The following is a 23243-nucleotide window of genomic DNA, read 5'->3' on the forward strand; positions in this document are numbered from 1 at the left end:
GTTGGTGCCGCCAACGCAAGGAGGAGTTGTGGACACGCGCCCACCCCAGCGGCTTCTGGAAACACCCAGCTGGCTGCTCACTCAGATCGCGACGACTGCCGGCCGACGCACCCGCGAAGTGTTCGACTCGGTCGGAGCCGGGCGCTACCACTACGCGATCCTCTGCGCCGTCGAGGAGTTCGGCCCGTGCAGTCAGGCCGAGATCGGCCGTCGGCTGAACATGGACCGCAAGGACGTCGCCCAGCGCGTCATCGAGCTCGAGGACCAACGCTGCCTAGGGCGTCGACCCGATCCGGCCGATCCCCGGCGCAACCTCGTCCGGATCACCGCGACGGGGCGCGAGCGACTCGACCAGATCCATGGCGAGCTGACCGCCACTCAGCAGGAACTCGTCGACCCGCTCGCCCCGGACGAGCAGGCAGGCCTCATCGCCGCGCTGCAGAAGATCCTCGGTCACCAGAGGGGGCAGCGCTCTTCTGGGTGACGCACTCTCGGGGGCTGGGGTGTGCGGAATGTGTACCCGTTACCAGCTTCTCCGGGGCGGGGTGCCGGGCGTGCTCATCGGCACGGACGGCCCCCGGCGCGGTCCGCGCCAGGGCGAGTTGTGCTGCCGTCGTGCCGCACCGGCGATCCTCGCGGCCTCGGTCGCTGCGTGGGCCGTGACGAGCCTCTCATGTCCGCAGTCCCTGCCGCGCAACATATTTACCCGTTGATGTGCAAGTATCTTTGCTGTGCTCCTGGCTCCATGGGCAGCGCGCCGCGGCGCCATGCCTCCAGCCTCGACTTCCGATCCTCTGTGGAGAAGCGCAGTGAACCTCGGTGGACCAGATGACCTGACCCTCGCCCACCAGGGGCATCCGGCGGCCCTCCTCGACCGCCGGTACGAGCTGCGCCGCCTCCTCGGCGCGGGCGGCATGGCCGAGGTGCACCTCGCGCACGACCTCCGGCTCGACCGCAGCGTGGCCGTGAAGACCCTGCGCGGCGACCTCGCGCACGAACCGGAGCTTCAGCAACGGTTCCGGCGGGAGGCGCAGTCCACCGCGTCGCTCAACCACCCCGCCATCGCGGCGGTGTACGACACGGGCGAGGACACGACGAACGGATCCCGACTCCCGTACCTCGTCATGGAGTACGTCGACGGTTTGACGCTGCGGGACTCCCTGCACTCCGGGACACCGCTGACCGTCGAGCGTGCCCTGGAAGTGACGGCCGGCGTCCTGCGCGCCCTCGTCCACTCCCACGAGCACGGCATCGTGCACCGGGACATCAAGCCGGCCAACGTCATGCTGACCTGGGTCGGAGAGGTCAAGGTCATGGACTTCGGGATCGCCAGGGACACGCGCGACGTCGGTATGACGCAGACGTCCGTCGTGATCGGGACCGCCCAGTACCTCTCGCCGGAACAGGCGATGGGGCGGGAGATCGACGCCCGTGCCGACCTGTACTCCACCGGCTGCCTGTTGTACGAACTGCTGACCTTCCGCACGCCGTTCACCGGTGAGACGCCGATGGCGGTGATGTACCAGCACATCGAGGAGACCCCGCGCCCACCGAGCCTCTACAACCCCGAGGTCACCCCGCAGGTGGACGCGATCGTCCTGCGTGCCTTGGAGAAGGACCCCGCGTACCGCTACGACTCCGCGGAGCACATGCTCGCCGACATCGAGGCGTACCTGAGCACGGGGCTCCTGGTCTCGGGCACCGAACCTCCGTCGGGAGAGCGGGACTTCCCGTACGACGACGCCGAGCAGGAGGAGAGCGGCCGTCGCCGAGGAGGCGCTGCGCTGATCACGGCGGGCGTGGCGGTCGTCGTCCTGGCGGTGGCGCTGGGCTGGTTCATGTTCGGGCGTGGTACGGCCGATGACGGCAAGGTCGATGTACCCGACCTTGTGGGCCAGACCCTGGAGGAGGCTCGGAGCGCGGCGGACAACGTCGATCTCACCGTCACCGTCTCCCAGCGGGAGCCTTGCGCCGACCAGCCGAAGGGCCACGTCTGCCAACAGAGCCCGATGGCGGGGAGGATCGCCAAGGGTGCGGCGGTCTCGGTCACCGTCTCCACCGGTGCGCCCAAGGTCGAGGTGCCGGACGTGACGGACAAGGACGAGGACGACGCGTCCCGGATCCTGCGGGACAAGGGCTTCAAGGTGAAGCTGCGGCACGTCGAGTCCGGGGACGACGCCGGCACCGTCCTCAAGCAGGACCCGGACGGCGGGGAGAAGGCGGAGAAGGGTACCGAGGTCACCCTCACGGTGGCCAAGGAGGCGGAGAAGGCCACCGTCCCCGACCTCACCGGCAGCACGGTGAGCGAGGCCCGGGAGCTGCTGGCCGCGCAGAGCTTGAAGCTGGGGAGCACGACCGAGGTCGAGAGCAACGCCGAGTCCGGCACCGTGGTCGAACAGAGCACCGCCTCCGGCAAGGAGGTCACGCCGGGTACGACGATCGACGTCAAGGTCGCCAAGGCCGTACAGACCGTGCGGATCCCCGCGGACATCGTCGGCAAGACCCTTGCCGAGGCCCAGGACGAACTGAGGGCGCTCGGCCTTCAGGTCAGTGTTGCTACGGGCTACTCCCAGGCCTCCGATGCGGTGGTGACGTCCAGCACCCCCGAGGCGGGCAGCGAGGTGGAGGCGGGAAGCACCGTGGTCGTCGTGACCCAGGACGCCGGAGCGGGCCGGCCGACGGAGACTCCGACACCTCCGTTGCCGCCGATCTCGCCCCCTTCACTCACCTGACCGGACTCACCGCCCCCCCCGCTGAAGGAGAGCACCGAGCATGTCCGCTTCCCAGCACGCGTTCTCTCCACTGAAGATCGAGGTGGTGCGGGTTCGGTCAGGCCGGGTGGTTGGCGATGACGATTTCGGCGATGAGGTCGTCCCGCAGCGCGAACCGGTAGTCGAGCTCGGCGACGCCCCCCGGGAAGGTGCCCTCCAGCCGCACGGTCACCACCCAGTGGGCGTCATCGACGCGGCGAGCGCCGATCTGCTCGGTCGTGTACTCGAACTCGGACCCGGAGTCCCGCAGGAACGCGTAGGTCTCCTCTCGGCCGCGGAAGGTCTCGTCCTGGTCGACGATCACCGCATCCTCGATGAGGAACGACGACGCGGTGTCGGCGTCGCGGGCGACGTGGGCGGCGAAGAACTCGCGCACGGTGGTCGGGAGCAGATCGGGCGGGAGATCGGTGTGCTGTGTCATGAGCCCAGCGTGTGACCTCACGGCGCGGGAGGGTCAAGCCGTGGACTCTCCCCCAGGGAGAGCGTTGAGAATGACGGGATGCTGACCATCGGCGAGTTCTCGCGGCTGACCCACTTGAGCGTCCGGACCCTGCGCCGGTACCACGAGGCCGCCTTGCTGGAACCCGCCGTGGTGGACGAGACCACCGGTTACCGCTACTACGGCGTCGACCAGATCCCCACCGCCCAGGTCATCCACCGGCTCCGCGAGCTCGACGTCCCCCTGAGCGATGTGCAGCAGATCCTGCGGACCCCCGACCCCCGTGTCCGGGCGGCCCTGGTCGCGGACCACCTGCAACGCCTCGAGGACTCCCTCGACCGCACCCGGGCCGCGGTCGTGTCGCTGCGCCGCCTGCTCCGGCCCGACCCCGCGCCGATCGACGTCGAGCTGCGCGCGGAACCCGCCCAGAAGGTCGCGGCGGTGGAGGCCGTAGTCGGGCACGGCGACATCGAGACCTGGTACGCAGGCGCGATGGCCGAATTGGAGGCGGCCGTCGGCGCCGCCGTGACCGGACCGCCGGGCGGCAGCTACGACAACGCCCTTTTCGAGCAGGAGCGCGGTCACGCGGTCGTCTACCTGCCGACCGCTGCGCCACCTCGCACCGGACGTGTGCACCCCATGACGCTGCCGGCCGCGGAACTGGCCGTCACCACCCACATCGGCGAGCACGACGGCATCGAGGTCACGTACGGCCAACTCGGGACCTGGGTGGTGGAGAACGCGATGTCGGTGGCCGGGCCGGTGCGAGAGGTCTACGTCGTCGGCCCCCGTGACACAAGCGATCCCACTGCCTGGCGCACCGAGATCGGCTGGCCGGTCTTTCGTGTCACCTGAGGCGGTCAGTGCGGTGCGGAGTCTTGGAACGACGGGGCGCCCCTACTGGCGCAGGAGCGCCCCGCATGCTGGCTTACTGCCCCGGCGCGAGGACCGGGCTGTTGTGGTACGCGGCGATCAGCCACTGGCCGTCGCGCCGCTCGAGCACCCAGGTCGCGTTCACTTTGGCCGTGTCCGGGAGCTCGGTCTGGCCGGGGAACAGGATGCCGGATTCGCTGATGACGATCGCGGCGTCCGCGCCGACGAAGCGCATGCTGAGCTGCTTGTTGCTGGTCCAGCTGCCCTTGAGGGGGCCGTCGAAGGCGAGTGCCATGGCGGCGCGGATGTTCTCGCGGCTGCCGCGGAGGGAGCCGGTCATGATGGCAGTCGCGTCCGGGGTGTAGTCGGCGACCATGCCGTCGGCGTCGCCGGCTTCCCAGGCCGCGTAGGACTTGGCCAAGACGGCCTGGATGGCTGCTGCGTCGGCTGCGCGGTTGTCTGACATCGGGGTCTCCCTTGTGAGAGGTCCGCCCGGGGCTCCGGGGAACTCGTCAGTACATACCGGCGGCAGGGCCGGAACTGTTCGCGTCCGCGGAAGGAAGTTCATCGGGTTCCAGCCGGGGGGCCAGGCCGAAGGAGGTGAAGACCTCGGAGTCCTGGAACACCGAGGTCCGGCTGATGCCGGCGGCGGTGACGGTGAAGAGCTGGAGTGTGTGCAGTTCGTACGCGTCGCCGACGCGTCGGTACGCGGCGAACCCGTGCTGGCCGTTGGCCGCAACTGCCGTGAGACGCCAGTCCGTTCCGGCCGCCCGGAAGACCCACTCCATGAACAGGCCGTAATTGCCCGGGCCGGCGAACCAGTTGATCATGGGCGGCATCTCCATGATGACGTCCTCGGTGAGCAGCCGTTTGAGGCCCTCGACGTCGGCCTGCAGGAACGCCTTCATGTAACGGTCGACCCAGGCGCGCTGTTCGGCCGCCGTCGGCTCCGACTCGGTGTGAACCCCCTGCACGCCGGCACGCGCCCGGTGCAGGGAGCTGTTCACCGACGCGACCGTGGTGCCGAGGATCTCCGCCGCCTCGGCGGCGGAGAAACCGAGCACGTCACGGAGGATCAGCGCGCCGCGCTGACGCGCCGACAGGAGTTGCAAGGCGGCGGCGAACGCCAGCCGCAGGCTGCTGCGGTTGACCACGGCGGCCGCCGGATCGTCTGCTTCGAGCATCGAGTCCGGCAGCGGCTGGAGCCAGACGTTCTCCCCGCGGACGAGCGGGCCGAGCGGGTCCGACGCGGCCACCAGCCCCGACGGCAGCGGCCGGCGGCCACGCGCCTCCAGGGCGGTCAGGCAGACGTTCGTCGCGATGCGGTAGAGCCACGTACGCAGTGAGCTGCGGGTGCTGTCGTACTGGTCGCGTGCCCGCCAGGCCCGCAGGAACGTGTCCTGGACCAAGTCCTCGGCGTCGTGCGCCGAGCCGAGCATCCGGTAGCAGTACGCCAACAGCTCCGCCCGGAACGGCTCGACCAAGCGGTCGAAATCCTCCACCTGCTCGGTCATTCCCCGCCCCGCCCCTTCGCTGAGGTGCCCGCGGTCACTCTATCCAGCGCCCGCCATCAGGAGCCGATCTCCTTCAGACGGCCGAGCCGTACGCCCGCGTGTGGGCGCCCCGCCTCAGCCGGTGGACGGTGTCCGAATGCGCTCGTGTGGTTGCGGTGTGAGACTGCTGAGCGACGGGCCCCAGATCGCATGCGGCCTGGGGGAGGCGACGCAGGGAGGCGAAACGGGGTGACGATGCCCGATGCCGGTGACGACCCGCTGCACCAGTTCCTGGCCGACTCGACCAACCGGACCGTCGACCTCACCACCGCCCTGGCCCGTTGCACCAAGGCCCTCGGCCTGCATCACTCGGTGGCCTACCTCGCGGACATCCAGCAGCGTCACCTGGTCCCGCTCACCGACGTGACCGCGACCCTGCCCATCGACGACTCCCTGGCCGGCTGGACGTACCGCACCCAGTCCCTGCGGGTCGAGCCCACGGAGTCCGGCGCGATGACGGCCTGGTTCCCCTTGCTGGACGGCGCCGAACGCCTGGGCGTCCTCGCCGTCTACGGCCCCTTGCTCACCGCCGCCTCCCTGAACCGCGGCAAGGCCCTGGCCACACTCGTGGCGATGATGGTCACCTCCCGGCGCACCTTCAAGGACTCCTACGTCCAGCGCACCCGCACCGAACGCATGCAGCTGCCCTCCGAGATGCTGCGCGCTTTCCTGCCGCCCCGGACGATCGGAAATGCGCGCGTGGTCTCCACGGCCGTCCTCGAACCCGCCTACGAGATCGGTGGCGACGCCTTCGACCACGCCCTGACCGAGACGGCCCTGCACGCCACCGTCCTCGACGCCATGGGACACGACCTCGCCTCCGGCCTGACCAGCGCCCTTGCACTGGCGGCCTGCCCCAACGCGCGCCGGATCGGAGCCGAACTGCCGCAACTGGCGCAGACGGTGGACGAGGCCCTCGCCCAATGGCTGCCCGATCAGTTCTGCACCGGCATCCTCGCCCAGCTGGATCTGGCCTCGGGCGTTCTGCGGTGGTGCAACTGCGGACACCCCGCGCCCCTGCTCATCCGGGACCACCGGCTGATGGACCATGCCCTGGAAAGGGACGCCGACCCTCCGCTGGGACTGCCGTACCTGCTGACCGACAGTGGCCGCACGATCCATGAGGTGACCCTGCGCCCGGGCGACCGGGTCCTGCTCTACACCGACGGTGTCACAGAGGCCCGCACCCATGACGGGGAGTTGTTCGGTCTCCAGCGGTTCGCCGACTACGTCATCCGCGCCACCGCCGCGGGGGAGCTGGCCCCGGAGAGCCTGCGGCGCCTGATCCACTCCATCCTGGACGTGGAGACCAGCCGGCTCCGTGACGACGCGACCATCATGATGCTCGAGTGGCAGCCGCCTCCGCAGTGAGGCTCGCACGGAACGCGACCGTCGCCGCTTGCTTGACTGCTAGGTGCTGGTAGCGATGGATAGCTACAGTGCTGGTATGGGAAAGCAGGTGAACATCCGTCTGGACGAGGCGGTGAAGGCGGCCGCGGAAGACCGTGCCAAGCGGCGCGGTCTGAGCCTGCAGGGGTATGTGGCCGACCTCATCGAGGCCGATCTGAATCAGTCCCGTGCCGCGTTCATGGCGGGCGCTGCCTCGTTCCTGGCGGCGTACGCGGACGCGTTCGAGGCGGAGGTCGGTGAGGACCGGTACCCGGGCCTGTCGGACAGGCCGGCGCAGCCGGCGCCGAGGGACGCCGCGTGAACCTCCGCGTCGATCTGGCGTGGATCCTGGCGGTGGCGCAGCAGATTCCGGGGGATCCCCAGGTCGTCGACTACGGCATCCCTGTGGCGGCGGAAGCGCGTCACCGGGCAGAGATCCTCGACCACGAGGTCTATCCCGAGGCCCACCACAAGGCTGCGGCGCTGCTGTGCGAGCTGGCTAGGAACCCGAGTCTGGAGGCGCGGAACCTGCTGTTCGCTGCCACGGTGACCGCGGCCTACCTGTCGGCGTGCGGCATGCCGGTCAGCGCCGGCCTGGACAGCGTTGTGCCGCTGGCCCGCGCCGCCCGGGACGGGCTTCCGGTCCGTGAGGTCGCCACTCAGATCAAGGCGTGGACGGGCTGATCGGCACCTCGGCGGAATCGACGGGTCTATGCGGGGGTTGGCCATGGTGAGTGCGGATCGCACGCTGACGGTAGAGGTGATCGCGGCGCTGAGGTACTGGCCCGATGTCCTCTGGATTGGTCAGAAGAACCCTCCGGATCCGGTGGACCTCACGGTTCTGCTGCCCTTCTTCAACGGGGTGTTGCAGGAGCTTGCCTGGTGGAACCGAGACTGGAAGGTCCGCGAGGTCGAGCCGGGTCTTCCCCTGGAGATCGATACCCATCACCAGGGCGGGTCTTCACCGTTCACCGAGGTGTCCGTGCCGGGAACGGTGGGTTCCAGCGGGGGCGAGAGCCTGCCTTTCGTCGCGAAGGTCGGGTTCGCGGGCGACCAGCTGATCCGGTTCCAGGCCGAGATCGGCGATGTGGTCCTCGGCCCGGCCGTTGCCCCTGCGGGGCGCCTGGAGCCGCATCCGTTCGCATCGGTGCTCACCGGGTTGATGGACCTGCGCGGGATTCCGGTGAAGGCGATGGCCAGGGAGACCGCACGGTCGATGTCCACGATCCTCATGCTGCGCAGCGGCAGGCATAACCCGGAGCCGCTTCTTGTCGAGGAGATCGCCAGGGTTCTGGGCATGTCCGAGGCGGACGTCAGAGTGATCGCTGGACTCGACGATCCCTTCGACCACGCCGAGCGGTAGACGCCACCCACCCGCGCGGCCCCGCGTTCTCAGCTTCGCGGAGGAGCACTTACTCGATGAAGACCTTCACGGAGTCGGGGCTCCCGCCATTTCTGTTGACGCCGATGAAGAAGTCGCTCCCGATGTGGGTGACATCTTCGATCTCGTCGGTCAGGCTGTTCCCCGGAATTCCGATATCGCTCTCCACGTCACCTCCGGACCAGTTGTACTGGAACACCCAGTTCCACCCGGTTTCCGGCGTTGAACTGTTGATGGACTTGGTGTTCCAGATGTAGTTCTCGGAGCAGTCAGTGCCCTGGTCGGAACGATTGTCGTGACTCGTCAGGTTGCTCTTCACCAGCGTCCATCCGCTCGTCAGCGAACCGGCACCGGGATGGGTCCACAGGTTGCCCGAGCGGCGGGCGGCATATTTGCCGGCTCCGTCGGCCGCCGTCGCGCTGTAGCAGAGGCCGCTGATATTGCCGACGGGCAGACGGACTTCTTCGCTTGCGCCAATGGATCCTGACGAGCTGAGGTGAATGATCGTCACATCGGCGCTCGGGTAAGCCGATTCACTTCCTTGGGTGCCAATCACGGCAGGGCCCTGGCCCCGATAGTCCGGCTGGTAGGCGAGATCGTTGCCGTGACCGAGTGCGGGTATGGAGGTCGGCGCCCCGGCGCAGGTCCAACTGGCGCCGTCCCAGGTTGAGCCGTCACGCAGCCATCTGGACAGGACCGGTTCGGCCCCGCCCGCCTTGGTGAAAACGATGTAGAGCTGGCCGCCTGACCCCGCGACCATGCCTTGCATGACGGTGCGTCCAGCCCTGCATGCACTGCTGTTGGGGATGTTCAGCCGTTCCGCCCCACTCCTGTCTGTGGCGGCGTAGGCGGACGTCGTCGAGACAATGGTGATTCCGGTCAAGAGCGCCAGTACGGACGCGAAACTCAGTAGTTTCTTCACGCGGTGCCCCTCCTGTGCGGACAACGGGAGGAGGCCAGTATTTGGCATGTACGCCGCATCCGGGGCGACAATCCGGAATGCGCTGAGTGGTGCTTTCCCGCGCATTCCACCGCTTGCCGCCCCGGGGGCGTTGACCGCTCAGAGGGTGGCGGTCGTCTGCTCACCGCTTGCGCTGCCGGCGAGCCACTGGTCCCATCCCAGGTTGAAATCGGCGTAGCCGTTGTCGGCCGGTGCTTTGCCGCGGGGCGAGCCGGTGATGGTGACGGGGTCGCCCTGCTTGACCTGACCGTAGAACCACTTGGCGTCCGGCAGGGACAGGTGCACGCAGCCGTGCGAGCCGCGGGCGCTGCCGCTGCCCGGGTTGGGGTCGCCGGTCGAGTAGTGGACGTAGGTGCCGGACTGGGTGAGGTGGATGTCCCAGGGCAGTGTCAGGTCGTAGTAGTTCGGGTTGCCCTTGTCACAGCTGATCCCGACGCTGCAGGAGGTCATGTGGACCTTTTCCTGCTTGTCGATGACGGCCATCGTGCCGTCCCACGTCGGGTACTCGGCGCTGCCCGCGTTGATGGACAGCGTGCGCACCGGAGCGCCGTTGCGGGTGACTTTCATGGTGTGGCCGGTGACCGAGACGTCCGCGCGCACGTCGTCACCGATCTTGAACGTGTGCGTGTAACCGTGGACGCCGTAGCGTCCGTTGCCGTTGCTGACGCCTGTCATATCGGCGTCGATCTTCACCGTCGTACCGGAGGGCCAGTAGTCCTTCGGGCGCCAGTCGGCGCGCTTGTCGCCCATCCAGTGCCAGGCGCCGGCCACCGGCTGTGAGGCGCTGACCTTCATGTGCTTCTCCACCGTGGCTCGCGCCTTGGCGGCCACAGGGTCCGTGAAGATCACCGAGATGGGCATGGCCACGCCGACCGTTGTTCCCGTCTGCGGGGTGATGGTCTCCAGCAGCATCGGCGGGCCCGCAGGCTTCGTGGGTGACGGGGAGGCGCTCGCACTCGGCTTTCCCGACGCCTTTCCGTCGTCGCCGCTGGCCTTGTCACTGCCGCCCCCACCGCAGGCGCTCGCGCCCACCAGCATCACGCCCGTGACGAATGCGACCCATATGCTGCCCTTGCGCCGTCCCACGAACCGCCCCGTTTTCTCGCTCTTCGGCCCTGGCGGGCCCGTCTTCCTGTCAGACACAGACGGCGCGGGCTGCAGTTGCATGTGTCGCGTAAAGCGTGTCCCAAGACTCACCGGCCGTGGGGACGTGCACGGCGGCGTGGCCTTCCACGCCGCGCTCGGCGACTCGACCCACGCCATCCGCTCCGGATGCCGACAAAGCCGCAGACGCGCGCGTCCTCACGTCCCCGCACCGAAGTGCCGCACAGCCGACCCGAAGTGACGCAGCACCAGAACACCCGAGCAGCACCAGGAGTACGCGCAAGCGCCATCGGACTACCGGAACCGACACGCGTCCGCGTCTCACGTTGCGGGACGGCGCGAATCGAATCGGTTCCGCGCAAGCGCTTCGACGAGATGGTACGACCGGCGACCGGCAGGGGCAATGAAGTGCCGCACGCCGAAGAGGCCGCCCAGGGACGGATCACGGTCCGTCTCGCCGGCCGGTGCGACGAGCACGATCCCCTCCTCAACTTCAGTTCGGCGTCCGCGTCCCAGGTCAGCGGCACTGCACGGGGTGCTCGGCGATTGCATCCGCACCGCCGGTCAGACCCGCGCGACCAGCCGAGCAGCGTCGGCGTGAGGGCCTGCCGCGCCGCTCGTCCACCGTCACGCCCGATCTGCTCGAGCGGGCCGTTCGACGGGGCACCGGGAAGATCGGCGATCGAACCGATTCGTTAATCAGGCCGGACGAGGGAGTCAGGACCCTTGACAGCACTGCGGAATCGAGAGCACCGTCTCCCCCCGAAACCTCTCTGCAATCCCACTGAAAGATCGGCACCTCCAAGCGCTTTCGCGTTCGTCAGCGCCACCAGCACAGAACCCGACTGGGTTCCGCCCGCGCGGTAGGGGAGATCGGATGGGAACGACAGGTACCAGACGCCATGGGCCGTTCGGGCGCGGTGGCGTCCAAGGGCTGCTCGCTGCGGTACGGCGCCGCGGAAGGCCGGGAAATGAGGTGGGGCAGGCATCTGTGCCATCGTGGGAGCGCTCCCGCAGCTCTCTGCGGAAAACGATCGCCCGGGCGGCGGCCGCGGCCGTGCTCGCCGTCGGCGCACTGGCCGGCGCCAACGCCGGGACGGCCCGGGCCGCCACGTCCGGACCCTGCGATCTGTACGCGGCAGGAGGCACGCCCTGCGTGGCGGCCCACAGCACGACGCGGGCGCTGTACGCCTCGTACAACGGGCCGCTCTACCAGGTCCGGCGTGCCTCGGACAACGCCACCCGCGACGTCGGCGTCCTGAGCGCGGGCGGCTACGCCGACGCCGCCGCGCAGGACTCGTTCTGTGCGGGGACGACCTGTCTGATCTCGATCATCTACGACCAGTCAGGTCGCGCCAACCACCTCACCCAGGCGCCCGGCGGCGGTGCCGCGGGTGGTCCCGACAACCTCGCGAACGCGACGGCCGCGCCCACCGTGGTGGGCGGTCACAAGGCCTACGGCGTCTTCGTGGCACCCGGGACGGGATATCGCAACAACCACACCAACGGCATCGCGACCGGGGACAACCCCGAGGGCATGTACGCGATCTTCGACGGCACGCACTACAACGGCGGCTGCTGCTTCGACTACGGCAATGCCGAGACGGACAGCAACGACGACGGCAACGGCACCATGGAGGCCATCTACTTCGGCAACATCAAGGTCTGGGGCTACGGCGCGGGCAACGGCCCCTGGATCATGGCCGATCTGGAGAACGGCCTGTTCTCCGGGGTGAACCAGCACTACAACGCGAACGACCCGACCATCAACTACCGCTACACGACCGCCATCGTCAAAGGCGGCCCGAACCACTGGGCGATCCGTGGCGGCAACGCGCAGTCGGGCGGCCTGTCCACGTTCTACGACGGCGTGCGCCCCAACGTCGCGGGCTACAACCCGATGCGCAAGCAGGGCGCCATCATCCTGGGCATCGGCGGGGACAACAGCAAGGGCGCCCAAGGCACCTTCTACGAGGGCGTGATGACCTCCGGCTACCCGTCGGACGCCACCGAGAACGCGGTCCAGGCCAACATCACCGCGGCCGGGTACACCACCACGACCGGCGGGACGGGCACCGGCGCGCTGCACGCGGTGGGCGCGGGCAAGTGCCTGGACGTGCCGAACTCGTCCACCACGGCCGGCACGCAGCTGCAGATCTGGGACTGCAACGGCGGCGCCAATCAGACCTGGACCCGCACCTCCTCCGACCAGTTGACGGTATACAGCGGCAGCAGCCAGCTGTGCCTGGACGCGTACAACAACCAGACCACCGCGGGCACCAAGGTGGTGACCTGGCCCTGCAACGGCGGCGCCAACCAGCAGTGGCGGCTGAACTCCGACGGCACGATCACCGGCACCCAGTCCGGACTCTGCCTCGACGTCACCGGCGCCTCCACGGCCAACGGCGCCCTGGCCGAACTGTGGACCTGCAACGGCGGCTCCAACCAGCGATGGAATCTCAGCTGAGGGGACCGGGATCTTCCGCCCGCCACTCCGTCCCCCCATCGGGCGCCTCCACACCAGGCGCCACCACCCCCCACTGGAGGATGACGATGTCCGGAGCCAGAGCGCTCCACGGCCTTTGGGCCGCCCCTGTAGCCCTGTTCGCCTTACTCGCCGGGAGCCTGCCCCTGGCCGGGGCCGCGTTCGCCGTACCGGCCGCGCGCCAGGCAGCGGCCGCCGATCTGTACGTGGCCCCGGATGCGGCGCCCGGCGGGAACGGCAGCGCCGGGCAGCCGTTCGCGACGATCGACCAGGCGCGCCAGCCCGCGCACCGGCTCTCGGCCGACTCCGACGTCGTGGTCCACCTGGCCGGCGGCACCTACCGGCAGTCCAAGCCGCTGACCTTCGGCTCCGGCGACGGTGGCCAGAACGGCCACACGATCACCTACCAGGCCGTGTCAGGGCAGCAGCCGGTCGTGAGCGGCGCCCAGCAGATATCTGGTTGGCAGGTGCATGATCAGACCAGCAACATCTGGTCGGTCCACGTCGGCAGTGGCGTCAACACGCGGCAGTTGTACGTGAACGGCAAGCAGGCGCCACGTGCGGCGATCCAGGTGCCCCGCTCGTCGTTCACCTTCACCCAGACCGGACTGACCGTCACCGACTCCTCCCTCGACTACCTGGCCGGCCTCTCGGACCAGAGCCACATGGAGGTCGAGAGCGTCAACTCCTTCACCGACCGCTACGCGCCGGTCCAGTCGATCAGCGGCAGGACCATCACCATGCAGCAGCCCGCGTGGAACAACAACTCGTGGGGCTACGACACCATCAACGCGCCGTTCGCCGGCGGGACCATGTACCTGGAGAACAACTACGCGTTCCTCAAGCAGGCCGGGCAGTGGTACCTCGACTCGTCCACCGGCGACCTGTACTACCGGGCCCAGCCGGGGCAGAACCCGAACAGTCTTGATGTCCAACTACCCCGGCTGCAAAGTCTGTTGGGCATCAGCGGCAGCTACGGCTCACCCGTGACCGGCCTCGGATTCACCGGCATACGGTTCACCGGCACCTCCTGGCTCGGCCCCAGCGGACCCGACGGGTACGCGGACCAGCAGAGCGGCGCGCACATCACCGGTGCCTACGCGATGCCGGCCAACTGGCTGAGCACCTGCAAGTCCGGGTGCACGCAGTTCGAGGCCACCCGCAACCACTGGGAGCAGATGCCCGCCGCCGTCCAGGTCTCCGCCGCCACCAACATCACCTTCTCCGGCAACACGTTCTCCGAACTCGGGCAGGCCGGACTGGGCGTGGGCAACGACGGCGTCGCCACCGCCTCCGGCACCGGACTCGGCGCGAACGGGGTCTCCATCACCGGCAACACCTTCACCGACCTCGCCGGCAGCGGTATCCAGGTCGGCGGGATCCAGCCGGACGCGCACCACCCCGCCAACCCGCAGATGACCAACCAGAACATCACCATCAGCAACAACAAGGTCAGCGGGGTGGGCACCGACTACAAGGAGACCGCGGGAATCCTGTCCACCTACGTCACCAACGCGACGATCACCCACAACCAGTGCGATCACCTGCCCTACGACGGGATCGACATCGGCTGGGGCTGGGGGATGAACGACCCGGGCGGCAGCCAGGACTACGTCAACCGGGGCACGTACAACTACCAGCCGGTCTACAGCACTCCGACGACGCTGAAGAACAACACCGTCTCCCACAACCTGGTCTTCGACACCAAGAACGCGATGTTCGACGGCGGCAGCATCTACAGCCTGTCCGCGGCCCCCGGCTCGGTGATCTCCGACAACTACATGTACGACAACAACCGCACCACCGCGCTGTACCTCGACGAGGGCTCCCGGTACCTGGAGGTGTCCGGCAACGTGGTGCAGGACGCGGGCAACTGGGCGCTCACCAACGCCAACGCGAACAACCACACCGACGACAACACGTTCTCCGGCAACTGGTACAACGGCGGCAACACCTACGTGGCCACCGGCCCGCCGCACAACAACGTCCTCAGCGGCAACGTCCAGGTCAGCGGCACCAACTGGCCCCAGGGCGCCCGCGACGTCATCCAGCAGGCGGGCGTCCAGTCCTCGGGCGGTGGCGGCTTCCCCACGGGCTCCCATCAGTTGGTGATCGCCAGCAACAGCCTGTGCCTCGACGTGTACGGCAACTCCACCAGCGCCGGTGCCGCGATCGACCAGTGGACCTGCAACGGGCAGGGCAACCAGCAGTTCGAGTTCGTGCCGGTCTCGGGCGGCTACGGGCAACTGCGCGCCCAGCACTCCGGACAGGTCGTGGCGGTGGCCGGCGGCTCCACGACCGCGGGTACGCCGAACATCGTGCAGCAGGCCGCGGGCTCAACGCCCAGTGCTCTGTGGCTGCCGGTGCAGCAGTCCGACGGCTCGTACTCCTTCAAGAACCAGAACAGCGGTCTGTGCCTGGACGTCTACGGCGGCGGCAGCAACCTGGGCCAGCAACTGGACCAGTGGCCGTGCAAGAACGCCCCCGGCACCAACCAGGACTTCACCCCCCGCTGACCTGCTCGCGCCTCCAAAGCGCCTGCACGGACCGGCGATTCGTTCACCCCCACCCACTGTCCCGCACCCAGTGAGGAACGCAGATGCAGAAGTACTGGGCCCCCTTGGCCGCGGCGCTGGCGGCCGCCCTCGCCATGGGCGCCGCATGGCCCGCCGCAGCCACCGCCGCCGAGGCGCCGCCCTCCGCACCACAGGCCCCAGCGGCAACGCCCTTGCGGGTGATGCCGTTGGGCGACTCGATCACCTGGGGCGTCGGCAGCCCGTCCGGGAACAGCTACCGCAGCTTCCTCGGGAACAAGCTGACGGCCGAGGGGCACACCCTGGACTTCGTCGGCTCGGGGCGCAACGGCACCATGTCCGACCTGGACAACGAAGGCCACTCCGGCTGGCGGATCGACCAGATCGCCGGCATCGCGGACTCCGTGCTGGCCCGCTACCGCCCCAACGTGGTCACCCTGGAGATCGGTACCAACGACCTGAACGGCAACTACCAGATCCCGACCGCGGCGGACCGGCTCCGCGCGCTCATCGACCAGATCACCAGGGCCGTACCCGACGCGACCGTGCTCGTCGGCACCGTGATCATCTCCACCAGCGGTACCGAGGAGGCCAACCGGCCCGCGTTCAACGCGAAGTTGCCCGGGATCGTCCAGGCCGAGCAGGCGGCCGGCAAGCACGTCCGGCTGGTGGACATGAGCGCCCTGACCGCCGCCGACCTGTCCGACGCCCTGCACCCCAACGACAACGGCTTCGCCAAGATGGCGGACGCCTTCAACGCGGGGATCCAGGCCGCGGACGCGGCAGGCTGGATCAAGCCGCCGGACTCCGTTGCCGGGCAGGTGCGTTCCGGGATCGCGGGCAAGTGCCTGGGGGTGAGCGGCGGCAACAGCGCCAACGGGACCGCCGCGGAGATCCGCAGCTGTGACGGCTCCGCCGCGCAGACATGGTCCGCGCGCTCCGACGGCACCCTGCGGGCGCTCGGGAAGTGCCTCGACGTCACCGGCCGCGGCACCGCCAACGGCACCAAGATCGAGATCTGGGACTGCAACGGCGGAACCAACCAGCAATGGCAGACGTACAACGGCGGCTACCGCAACCCGGTCTCCGGCCGCTGCCTCGACGACCCCAACGCGTCCACCACCGACGGTACGCAACTGGTCCTGTGGGACTGCAACGGCGGCACGAACCAGCAGTGGACCGCCCTGCCCGTGTCCTGACCCGAAGACCCCTCTCTCACGCACCCGCACAAGGAGGTTGATCCCCCATGTCCTGGCTCAACGACGAGCCTCTGCTCCGCAGGGCCCTGGCCTCGGCCGCCGCCCTGGCGGCCGGTACGGCACTGGCCCTGACCGGACCGGCGGGCCTCACCGCACATGCGGCTTCCAGCACGCTGGGCGCGGCCGCCGCCGACAGCGGCCGCTACTTCGGTACGGCCGTGGCCGCCGGGAAACTCGGCAACTCGACGTACTCCACGATTCTCGACCGGGAATTCAACATGATCACCCCGGAGAACGAGATGAAATGGGATACCACCGAACCGTCCCGCGGCAACTTCAACTTCGGCCCGGCCGACCAGATCGTCAGCCACGCCACCGCGCACGGGCAGCGGATGCGCGGCCACACGCTGGTGTGGCACTCGCAGTTGCCCGGCTGGGTCAGCTCCATCGGTGACGCGGCCACCCTGCGCAGCGTGATGAACAACCACATCACCACCGAGATGAACCACTTCAAGGGCAAGATCTACGCCTGGGACGTCGTCAATGAGGCGTTCGCCGACGGCGGCAGCGGGCAGCACCGCAGCTCGGTCTTCCAGAACGTGCTCGGCAACGGCTTCATCGAGGAGGCCTTCCGCACGGCCCGGACCGCCGACCCCGCCGCCAAGCTCTGCTACAACGACTACAACATCGAGAACTGGTCCGACGCCAAGACCCAGGGCGTCTACAACATGGTCAAGGACTTCAAGGCGCGCGGCGTGCCCATCGACTGCGTCGGCTTCCAGAGCCACTTCGGTGCGGGCGGCCCGCCGTCGAGCTTCCAGACCACCCTGTCCAACTTCGCCGCCCTCGGCGTCGACGTCCAGATCACCGAGCTCGACATCGCCCAGGCCTCGGCGACCGCGTACGGCAACACGGTGCGGGCCTGCATGAGCGTCGCGCGCTGCACCGGCATCACCGTGTGGGGGATCAGGGACAGCGACTCGTGGCGGACGGGGGAGAACCCGCTGCTGTTCGACAACAACGGCAACAAGAAGCCGGCCTATGACGCGTCGCTCTCGGCGCTCGGCGGAGGTACGGGGAATCCGGGCGGTGGCATCGTCTCGGGACAGGTGTACTCGCTGACCGACGTGGCGGCGGGCCGGGCCCTGGACGTGCCGGGGGGCCAGACGGCGAACGGCACGCTCCTGCAGGTCTGGGACGCCAACGGCGGTGCGAACCAGCAGTGGCGGGCGAGTCAGAACAGTGACGGCTCCTACACGCTGACGAACATCGCCAGCGGGCGGGTCCTGGACGAGCCGGGCGGCCAGACCGGCAACGGCACCCGGATCGAGATCTGGGACGCCAACGGCGGTGCCAACCAGCACTGGCGGGCGAGTCAGAACAGCGACGGTTCGTACACCCTGATCAACGTGGCTTCGGGCCGGGCGCTGGAGGTCCCCAGCGGGCAGAGCGGCAACGGAGCTCCGGTCCAGATCTGGGACTCCAACGGCGGCGCCCATCAGCACTGGAGCTTCAGGTGAGGTGACCCGGAACGAACACACCGCGTCCGGTACGGCGACCGTCGCCGGACGCGGCTTCCGGCATGCCCTCACAGCGGTCTGACCAGGGACGATACATGGGATGGATCGAAATTCACTGGGGCGTGCCGAGCGTATTGACTCGTTCGGGGAGCTGTGGAATCACTAGGACATGGGATGTCTGAGGGGTTCCTGTGGGTGCTCTCGATGGCCCTCGCCACCATCCCGTTCCGCCAGGCACAGCACTCTCTGTCCCCTTCCCTCACATCCGCGAGGAACAGAATGCGGCCTTCACCCCTTTCCCGTCGCAGTCCCACGGCTCACAGACGACGTCTGCCGGCGTTCGCCGTCACCGCCGTGATGGCGCTGCTGGCGCTGATGACGTCGACGTCGCAGACGTGGTCCGCCCCGGCGTCGACACCGGCGCCCTTGGTGAGTTCGGCGTCGGGCCGATGTCTGGACGTCAAGGGCAACGTCGACACGCCGGGAACGGCGCTCGACATCCAGGACTGCAACAACCAGCCGAACCAGGCGTTCGAATTCACCTCGGCGGGCGAGCTGAGGACGATGAGCGGCACCCGGTGCGTGGACGCCTATGACAACCGGACCGCGCCGGGCACCCCGGTGATCATCTGGACGTGCAACGGCCAGTCGAACCAGGTGTGGCGGCAGAACTCCGACGGATCCATCACCGGTGTCCAGTCCGGTCTGTGCCTGGACGTCAACGGGGCGGGCACGGCCAACGGCACCGCGGTCATCCTGTGGACCTGCAACGGCCAGAGCAACCAGAAGTGGACCACGTCGACACCTCCGCCCCCGCCCGGCGGCTCGGGCCCCTGCGACCTCTACTCCGCGGGCGGCACTCCCTGCGTGGCCGCGCACAGCACCGTACGGGCGCTCTACGGGACGTACAGCGGCAGCCTTTACCAGGTCAGGCGCGCCTCGGACAACGCGACCAGGAACATCGGCGTACGCGCGGCCGGCGGCTTCGCCGACGCGGCGGCGCAGGACTCGTTCTGCGCAGGCACCACCTGTGTGATCACCGTCGTCTACGACCAGTCCGGACGCGGCAACGACCTGTGGTACCAGGGATCGGCCCAGGTGCCGGGATCGAGTCAGAGCAGTCCCGCCAAGGCGACCTCTGAGTCGCTGACCGCCGGGGGCACCAAGGCGTACTCCCTGTACATCAACCCCGGCAACAGCTACTGGCGGGACGGCCATCTGACGGGAGTACCGACCGGCAGCGCACCCGAGGGGCGTACATGGTGACCAGCGGCACCCACGTCAACAACGGCTGCTGCTTCGACTACGGCAACAGCGAGACGACACGGAAAGCCGACGCGGCCGGGGCCATGGACGCCATCAACTTCGGCACCGAGTGCTGGTTCGGCGGCTGCTCGGGAAGCGGTCCCTGGGTCCAGGCCGACCTGGAATGGGGCCTGTACTCCGGAGGCAGCCAGTCCTGGAACAGCAATCAGCGCGCCTTCCCCGTCAAGTTCGTCACCGCGATGCTGAAGAACAACGGGACATCGAGGTTCGCCCTCAAGGGCGGCAACGCGCAGTCCGGCAGCCTGACCACCCTGTGGGACGGCGCGCTGCCCAGCGGATACAGCCCGATGAAGAAACAGGGCGCCATCGTCCTCGGCAGCGGCGGTGACTGCTGCAAGCCCGGCGGCGGCGCCAACCTGAGCGCCGGCACCTTCTACGAGGGGGCCATCGTCGCCGGTTATCCCTCCGACGCGACCGACAGCGCGGTGCAGGCCAACATCATCGCGGCCGGATACCGCTGAGTCTTTGTGCCCCATGGCGTGTTCTGCTGCAACCCGTCCCAGGAGTAGATGACATGAACATGATCATCAACAGGTTCCCGCGAGGGTCCCTGCGTCGAGTGCTGGCGTTCGCCTTCTCGGTCGCGCTGTTGTGCGTGGGCCTCCCCCTCGTCTCCCTCGGCACGGCGCAGCCCGCCGCCGCGCTGGGCAACGGGCTGGCGCTGACCCCGCAGATGGGCTTCAACGACTGGAACGCCTACGGCTGCAACGTCTCGGAATCGCTGATCAAGTCCACCGCGCAGGCGATGCACACCAACGGCATGCAGGCGGCGGGCTACACCTACGTCAACATCGACGACTGCTGGATGACCCACAACCGCGATTCCGGCGGCCACCTGGTGCCGGACCCGGCCAAGTTCCCCGACGGCATCAAGGGCACCGCCGACTACGTGCACTCGCTGGGACTGAAACTGGGCATCTACGAGGACGCGGGCACCGCCACCTGCGCCGGCTACCCGGGCAGCCTGGGCCACGAGAGCACCGACGCCCAGTCGTTCGCGTCCTGGGGCGTGGACTACTTGAAGTACGACAACTGCAACAACAACGGCGTGTCCGCGCAGAGCCGGTACACCGCGATGCGGGACGCCCTGGCGGCCACCGGCCGGCCGATCCTGTACAGCCTGTGCAACTGGGGCCAGGACAACGTGTGGACCTGGGGCGCGGACGTGGGCAACAGCTGGCGCACCACCGGGGACATCAGCGCGAGTTTCTCCAGCATGCTGTCGATCTTCCACAGCAACGTGGGACTCGCCTCGTACGCCGGTCCCGGCCACTGGAACGACCCGGACATGCTGGAGGTCGGCAACGGCTCGATGACGGCCACCGAGAGCCGCAGCGAGTTCAGCCTGTGGGCGGAGATGGCCGCGCCGCTGATCGCGGGCACCAACATCCCCTCGGCCAGTGCGGACACCCTGTCCACCCTGACCAACTCCCGGGTGATCGCGGTCGACCAGGACCCCCTCGGCAAGCAGGGCACCATGGTCTCCTCCTCGGGCGGCCTCGACGTGCTGGCCAAACCATTGGCCAACGGGGATGTGTCGGTGGCCCTGTTCAACGAGACCGGCTCGACGGCGACCATCTCGACCACCGCGGCGGCGATCGGCAAGACCGGGGCCTCCTCCTACACCCTGACCGACCTGTGGTCGGGGGCGACCTCCACCACCTCGGGCACGATCAGCGCCTCGGTACCGGCACATGGCACGGTGATGTACCGGGTCGCGGGCGGCACCAGCGGCGGCGGCACCAACGTGACCGGCGCGGTGCACGCCGTGGGCGCGGGCAAGTGCCTCGACGTACCCAACTCGACCACGACCGCCGGCACCCAGGTGGAGATCTGGAGCTGCAACGGCGGCGCCAACCAGACCTGGACGCACACCGCGTCCAACCAGTTCACCGTCTACTCCGGCAGCAGCCAGAGGTGCCTGGACGCCTACAACAACCAGACCACGCCGGGGACCAAGGTGGAGATCTGGTCGTGCAACGGCCAGAGCAACCAGCAGTGGACGCTGAACTCCAACGGCACGATCACCGGCGTCCAGTCGGGCCTGTGCCTGGGCGTCGTCGGCGGGGCGACCGCCGACGGCACCCTCGCCGAGCTGCAGACCTGCAACGGCGCCAGCAGCCAGCGGTGGACTTTGGGATGACTCCGCATTCGAACCCAGGAGGAGGTTTCCATGCTCGAACCAGCCGGTGATCGCCCGCGCAGGCGCGGAAAAGCCGTGCTCCTTGTCGTCCTGGCGATGATCGTGGCCGCGTTCGGCGCCCCGGCGTTCGCCACGTCCCCGCGGTCCGCAACGGCGGTGCAACGCGTGGCGGACGTGTCGCTGCCGTGCGACCTCTACGCCGCGGGCGGTACGCCGTGCGTGACGGCGCACTCCACGACCAGGGCGCTCTTCGCGTCGTACAACGGACCGCTGTACCAGATCCAGCGGGCCTCCGACCACAGCTACCGCGACATCGGGCTGCTCAGCGCGGGCGGGTACGCGGACGGCGCGTCCCAGGTGTCGTTCTGCTCCGGCACGTCGTGCACGATCACGAAGATCTACGACCAGACCGCCCAGCACAACGACATGCCGATCTCCTGGGGCGGCTACTGGAAGGGCCCGGGCCCGAACGGGTCCGATGTCGGCGCGGACGCCATGGCCCTGCCGGTGACCGCGGCCGGCCACCAGGTCTTCGGCGTCAAGGTCGCCCAGGGCGTCGGCTACCGGCACGACAACGCGAAAGGCGTCCCCACCGGATCCCAGCCCTCGGGCATCTACATGGTGACGTCGTCGAACTACACGAACCAGTGGTGCTGCTTCGACTACGGCCTCGGTGAGAACACCCACACCGACACCGGCAACGCCACCATGAACGCCATCTACTGGGGCAACGCCTGCTGGTTCGGCGGCTGCACCGGGTCGGGGCCGTGGGTAGAGGCCGATCTGGAGAACGGCATGTTCCACACCAACACCGGCTCCAACAAGGACCCGAACAACCCCGGTGTGCACCACCCCTTCGTCAGCGCCTGGGAGAAGAACAACGGCACCACCAACTTCACCCTCAAATACGGCGACGGCGCGAGCGGCGGGCTGACCACCACCTTCTCCGGCCCCCTGCCGAACGGCTACTCGCCGATGAAGGTCGACAGTTCCGTCCTGCTCGGCACCGGGGGAGACAACAGCGTCTCGGGCACCGGCGAGTTCTTCGAGGGCGCCATCACGGCCGGCTACCCCTCCGACGCCACCGAGAACGCCGTCCAGGCAAGCATCACCGCGGCCGGCTACGGCTCGGGAGGCGGTGGCGGAACGTCGACCGCGCTGCACGCGGTGGGCGCGGGCAAGTGCCTGGAGGTGCCGGGCGCGTCCACGACGCCGGGTACGCAGACCCAGATCCGCGACTGCAACGGGGCGGCGAACCAGACCTGGTCCAAGACCGACTCCCGCCAGCTCACCGTGTACTCCGGCAGCAGCCGGCTGTGCCTGGACGCCTCCAACCAGGGCACCAGCCCCGGCACCAAGGTCATCACCTGGACCTGCAACGGCCAGACCAACCAGCAGTGGAACGTCAACGCCAACGGCACGATCACCAGCGCCCAGTCCGGCCTGTGCCTGGACGTGACCGGCGCCGCCACCGCCAACGGCACCCCCGTCGAACTGTGGACCTGCAACGGCGGATCCAACCAGCAGTGGTCACTGAGCTGACCCCCTGACGCGTGACGCAGGAG

The 23243-nt window shown here is 68.6% G+C and carries 17 protein-coding genes and 2 pseudogenes; 14 read left to right on the forward strand and 5 right to left on the reverse strand.

The genetic code is table 11. The features are described 5' to 3' along the window. Nucleotides 1-28 precede the first annotated feature (28 nt). Nucleotides 29-484: a MarR family winged helix-turn-helix transcriptional regulator gene (locus tag CRP56_RS40805; protein WP_097272883.1), complete on the forward strand. Its 456-nt coding sequence runs from the start codon at nucleotides 29-31 to the stop codon at nucleotides 482-484. Nucleotides 485-809: 325 nt separating this feature from the next. Then, nucleotides 810-2732 carry a Stk1 family PASTA domain-containing Ser/Thr kinase gene (locus CRP56_RS40810; RefSeq protein ID WP_097272885.1) on the forward strand — a complete coding sequence of 641 codons (1923 nt, stop codon included), beginning with the start codon at nucleotides 810-812 and terminating at the stop codon, nucleotides 2730-2732. Nucleotides 2733-2829: 97 nt separating this feature from the next. Here CRP56_RS40810 and CRP56_RS40815 read toward each other — a convergent pair whose 3' ends face one another. After that, nucleotides 2830-3192 (reverse strand): nuclear transport factor 2 family protein, encoded by a 363-nt coding sequence (locus tag CRP56_RS40815; protein WP_097272887.1) that lies wholly within the window; start codon nucleotides 3190-3192, stop codon nucleotides 2830-2832. A 78-nt stretch (nucleotides 3193-3270) separates the two neighbouring features. On the opposite strand from CRP56_RS40815, the gene CRP56_RS40820 reads away from it, so the two are divergent. Beyond that, a complete protein-coding gene (locus CRP56_RS40820; RefSeq protein WP_097272889.1) occupies nucleotides 3271-4065 on the forward strand; it encodes a MerR family transcriptional regulator in 795 nt (264 codons plus the stop codon). Between the two features lie 73 nt (nucleotides 4066-4138). Here CRP56_RS40820 and CRP56_RS40825 read toward each other — a convergent pair whose 3' ends face one another. Both CRP56_RS40825 and CRP56_RS40830 read right to left on the reverse strand, forming a co-directional pair. Then, on the reverse strand, nucleotides 4139-4549 hold the full coding sequence (locus tag CRP56_RS40825; RefSeq protein ID WP_097272891.1) for an SgcJ/EcaC family oxidoreductase: 411 nt from the start codon (nucleotides 4547-4549) through the stop codon (nucleotides 4139-4141). A gap of 46 nt (nucleotides 4550-4595) precedes the next feature. Beyond that, the gene (locus CRP56_RS40830) at nucleotides 4596-5597 is read right to left on the reverse strand and encodes an RNA polymerase subunit sigma-70 (protein ID WP_097272893.1); all 1002 of its coding nucleotides are present in this window, start codon (nucleotides 5595-5597) and stop codon (nucleotides 4596-4598) included. Nucleotides 5598-5831: 234 nt separating this feature from the next. On the opposite strand from CRP56_RS40830, the gene CRP56_RS40835 reads away from it, so the two are divergent. From CRP56_RS40835 to CRP56_RS40850, 4 genes are all read left to right on the forward strand, one after another. Beyond that, nucleotides 5832-7007, forward strand: coding sequence for a PP2C family protein-serine/threonine phosphatase (locus CRP56_RS40835; RefSeq protein WP_179851359.1), 1176 nt, complete (start codon nucleotides 5832-5834; stop codon nucleotides 7005-7007). A gap of 76 nt (nucleotides 7008-7083) precedes the next feature. Further along, nucleotides 7084-7347 (forward strand): hypothetical protein, encoded by a 264-nt coding sequence (locus CRP56_RS40840; RefSeq protein ID WP_179851242.1) that lies wholly within the window; start codon nucleotides 7084-7086, stop codon nucleotides 7345-7347. Further along, nucleotides 7344-7709, forward strand: a complete 366-nt coding sequence (locus CRP56_RS40845) for a hypothetical protein (RefSeq protein ID WP_097272897.1) — start codon at nucleotides 7344-7346, stop codon at nucleotides 7707-7709. The genes CRP56_RS40840 and CRP56_RS40845 overlap by 4 nt, the downstream gene beginning before the upstream one ends. 43 nt (nucleotides 7710-7752) lie before the next feature. Next, nucleotides 7753-8388 (forward strand): helix-turn-helix domain-containing protein, encoded by a 636-nt coding sequence (locus CRP56_RS40850; RefSeq protein ID WP_097274992.1) that lies wholly within the window; start codon nucleotides 7753-7755, stop codon nucleotides 8386-8388. 49 nt (nucleotides 8389-8437) lie between these two features. Here the strand turns inward: CRP56_RS40850 and CRP56_RS47285 are convergent, their stop codons facing one another. Then, nucleotides 8438-9328: a hypothetical protein gene (locus tag CRP56_RS47285; protein WP_143664981.1), complete on the reverse strand. Its 891-nt coding sequence runs from the start codon at nucleotides 9326-9328 to the stop codon at nucleotides 8438-8440. Nucleotides 9329-9466: 138 nt separating this feature from the next. Continuing rightward, nucleotides 9467-10405: a L,D-transpeptidase gene (locus tag CRP56_RS40860; protein ID WP_097274994.1), complete on the reverse strand. Its 939-nt coding sequence runs from the start codon at nucleotides 10403-10405 to the stop codon at nucleotides 9467-9469. Between the two features lie 943 nt (nucleotides 10406-11348). Between CRP56_RS40860 and CRP56_RS40865 the strand changes: the two genes are divergently transcribed. From CRP56_RS40865 to CRP56_RS40895, 7 genes and pseudogenes are all read left to right on the forward strand, one after another. Beyond that, on the forward strand, nucleotides 11349-12938 hold the full coding sequence (locus CRP56_RS40865) for an arabinofuranosidase catalytic domain-containing protein (protein ID WP_257041663.1): 1590 nt from the start codon (nucleotides 11349-11351) through the stop codon (nucleotides 12936-12938). A gap of 86 nt (nucleotides 12939-13024) precedes the next feature. Next, nucleotides 13025-15472, forward strand: coding sequence for an RICIN domain-containing protein (locus CRP56_RS40870; protein ID WP_257041664.1), 2448 nt, complete (start codon nucleotides 13025-13027; stop codon nucleotides 15470-15472). A gap of 83 nt (nucleotides 15473-15555) precedes the next feature. After that, complete coding sequence (locus CRP56_RS40875) at nucleotides 15556-16689, forward strand: SGNH/GDSL hydrolase family protein (protein WP_097272901.1); 1134 nt, start codon at nucleotides 15556-15558, stop codon at nucleotides 16687-16689. Between the two features lie 47 nt (nucleotides 16690-16736). Further along, nucleotides 16737-18206 (forward strand): annotated as a pseudogene (locus CRP56_RS40880) (endo-1,4-beta-xylanase); the annotation flags it as partial. A 378-nt stretch (nucleotides 18207-18584) separates the two neighbouring features. Next, a pseudogene (locus tag CRP56_RS40885) lies at nucleotides 18585-19996 on the forward strand (arabinofuranosidase catalytic domain-containing protein). Nucleotides 19997-20049: 53 nt separating this feature from the next. Then, nucleotides 20050-21678 carry a glycoside hydrolase family 27 protein gene (locus CRP56_RS40890; RefSeq protein ID WP_373559737.1) on the forward strand — a complete coding sequence of 543 codons (1629 nt, stop codon included), beginning with the start codon at nucleotides 20050-20052 and terminating at the stop codon, nucleotides 21676-21678. 30 nt (nucleotides 21679-21708) lie between these two features. After that, nucleotides 21709-23220, forward strand: coding sequence for an arabinofuranosidase catalytic domain-containing protein (locus CRP56_RS40895; protein WP_097272906.1), 1512 nt, complete (start codon nucleotides 21709-21711; stop codon nucleotides 23218-23220). Nucleotides 23221-23243 lie beyond the last annotated feature (23 nt).

It is taken from the genome of Streptomyces sp. TLI_55 (assembly GCF_900206255.1).
Taxonomy (GTDB): Bacteria; Actinomycetota; Actinomycetes; order Streptomycetales; family Streptomycetaceae; genus Streptomyces; species Streptomyces aquilus.

Excerpts from the sequence above, each read along its gene's own strand:
- CRP56_RS40890 (WP_373559737.1), top strand. The coding sequence starts at position 20,050 with ATGAACATGATCATCAACAGGTTCCCGCGAGGGTCCCTGCGTCGAGTG.
- CRP56_RS40815 (WP_097272887.1), bottom strand. The coding sequence starts at position 3,192 with ATGACACAGCACACCGATCTCCCGCCCGATCTGCTCCCGACCACCGTG.
- CRP56_RS40840 (WP_179851242.1), top strand. The coding sequence starts at position 7,084 with ATGGGAAAGCAGGTGAACATCCGTCTGGACGAGGCGGTGAAGGCGGCC.
- CRP56_RS40850 (WP_097274992.1), top strand. The coding sequence starts at position 7,753 with ATGGTGAGTGCGGATCGCACGCTGACGGTAGAGGTGATCGCGGCGCTG.
- CRP56_RS40895 (WP_097272906.1), top strand. The coding sequence starts at position 21,709 with ATGCTCGAACCAGCCGGTGATCGCCCGCGCAGGCGCGGAAAAGCCGTG.
- CRP56_RS40860 (WP_097274994.1), bottom strand. The coding sequence starts at position 10,405 with ATGCTGGTGGGCGCGAGCGCCTGCGGTGGGGGCGGCAGTGACAAGGCC.
- CRP56_RS40825 (WP_097272891.1), bottom strand. The coding sequence starts at position 4,549 with ATGTCAGACAACCGCGCAGCCGACGCAGCAGCCATCCAGGCCGTCTTG.
- CRP56_RS40865 (WP_257041663.1), top strand. The coding sequence starts at position 11,349 with ATGGGAACGACAGGTACCAGACGCCATGGGCCGTTCGGGCGCGGTGGC.
- CRP56_RS40870 (WP_257041664.1), top strand. The coding sequence starts at position 13,025 with ATGTCCGGAGCCAGAGCGCTCCACGGCCTTTGGGCCGCCCCTGTAGCC.
- CRP56_RS40875 (WP_097272901.1), top strand. The coding sequence starts at position 15,556 with ATGCAGAAGTACTGGGCCCCCTTGGCCGCGGCGCTGGCGGCCGCCCTC.
- CRP56_RS40830 (WP_097272893.1), bottom strand. The coding sequence starts at position 5,597 with ATGACCGAGCAGGTGGAGGATTTCGACCGCTTGGTCGAGCCGTTCCGG.
- CRP56_RS40835 (WP_179851359.1), top strand. The coding sequence starts at position 5,832 with ATGCCCGATGCCGGTGACGACCCGCTGCACCAGTTCCTGGCCGACTCG.
- CRP56_RS40820 (WP_097272889.1), top strand. The coding sequence starts at position 3,271 with ATGCTGACCATCGGCGAGTTCTCGCGGCTGACCCACTTGAGCGTCCGG.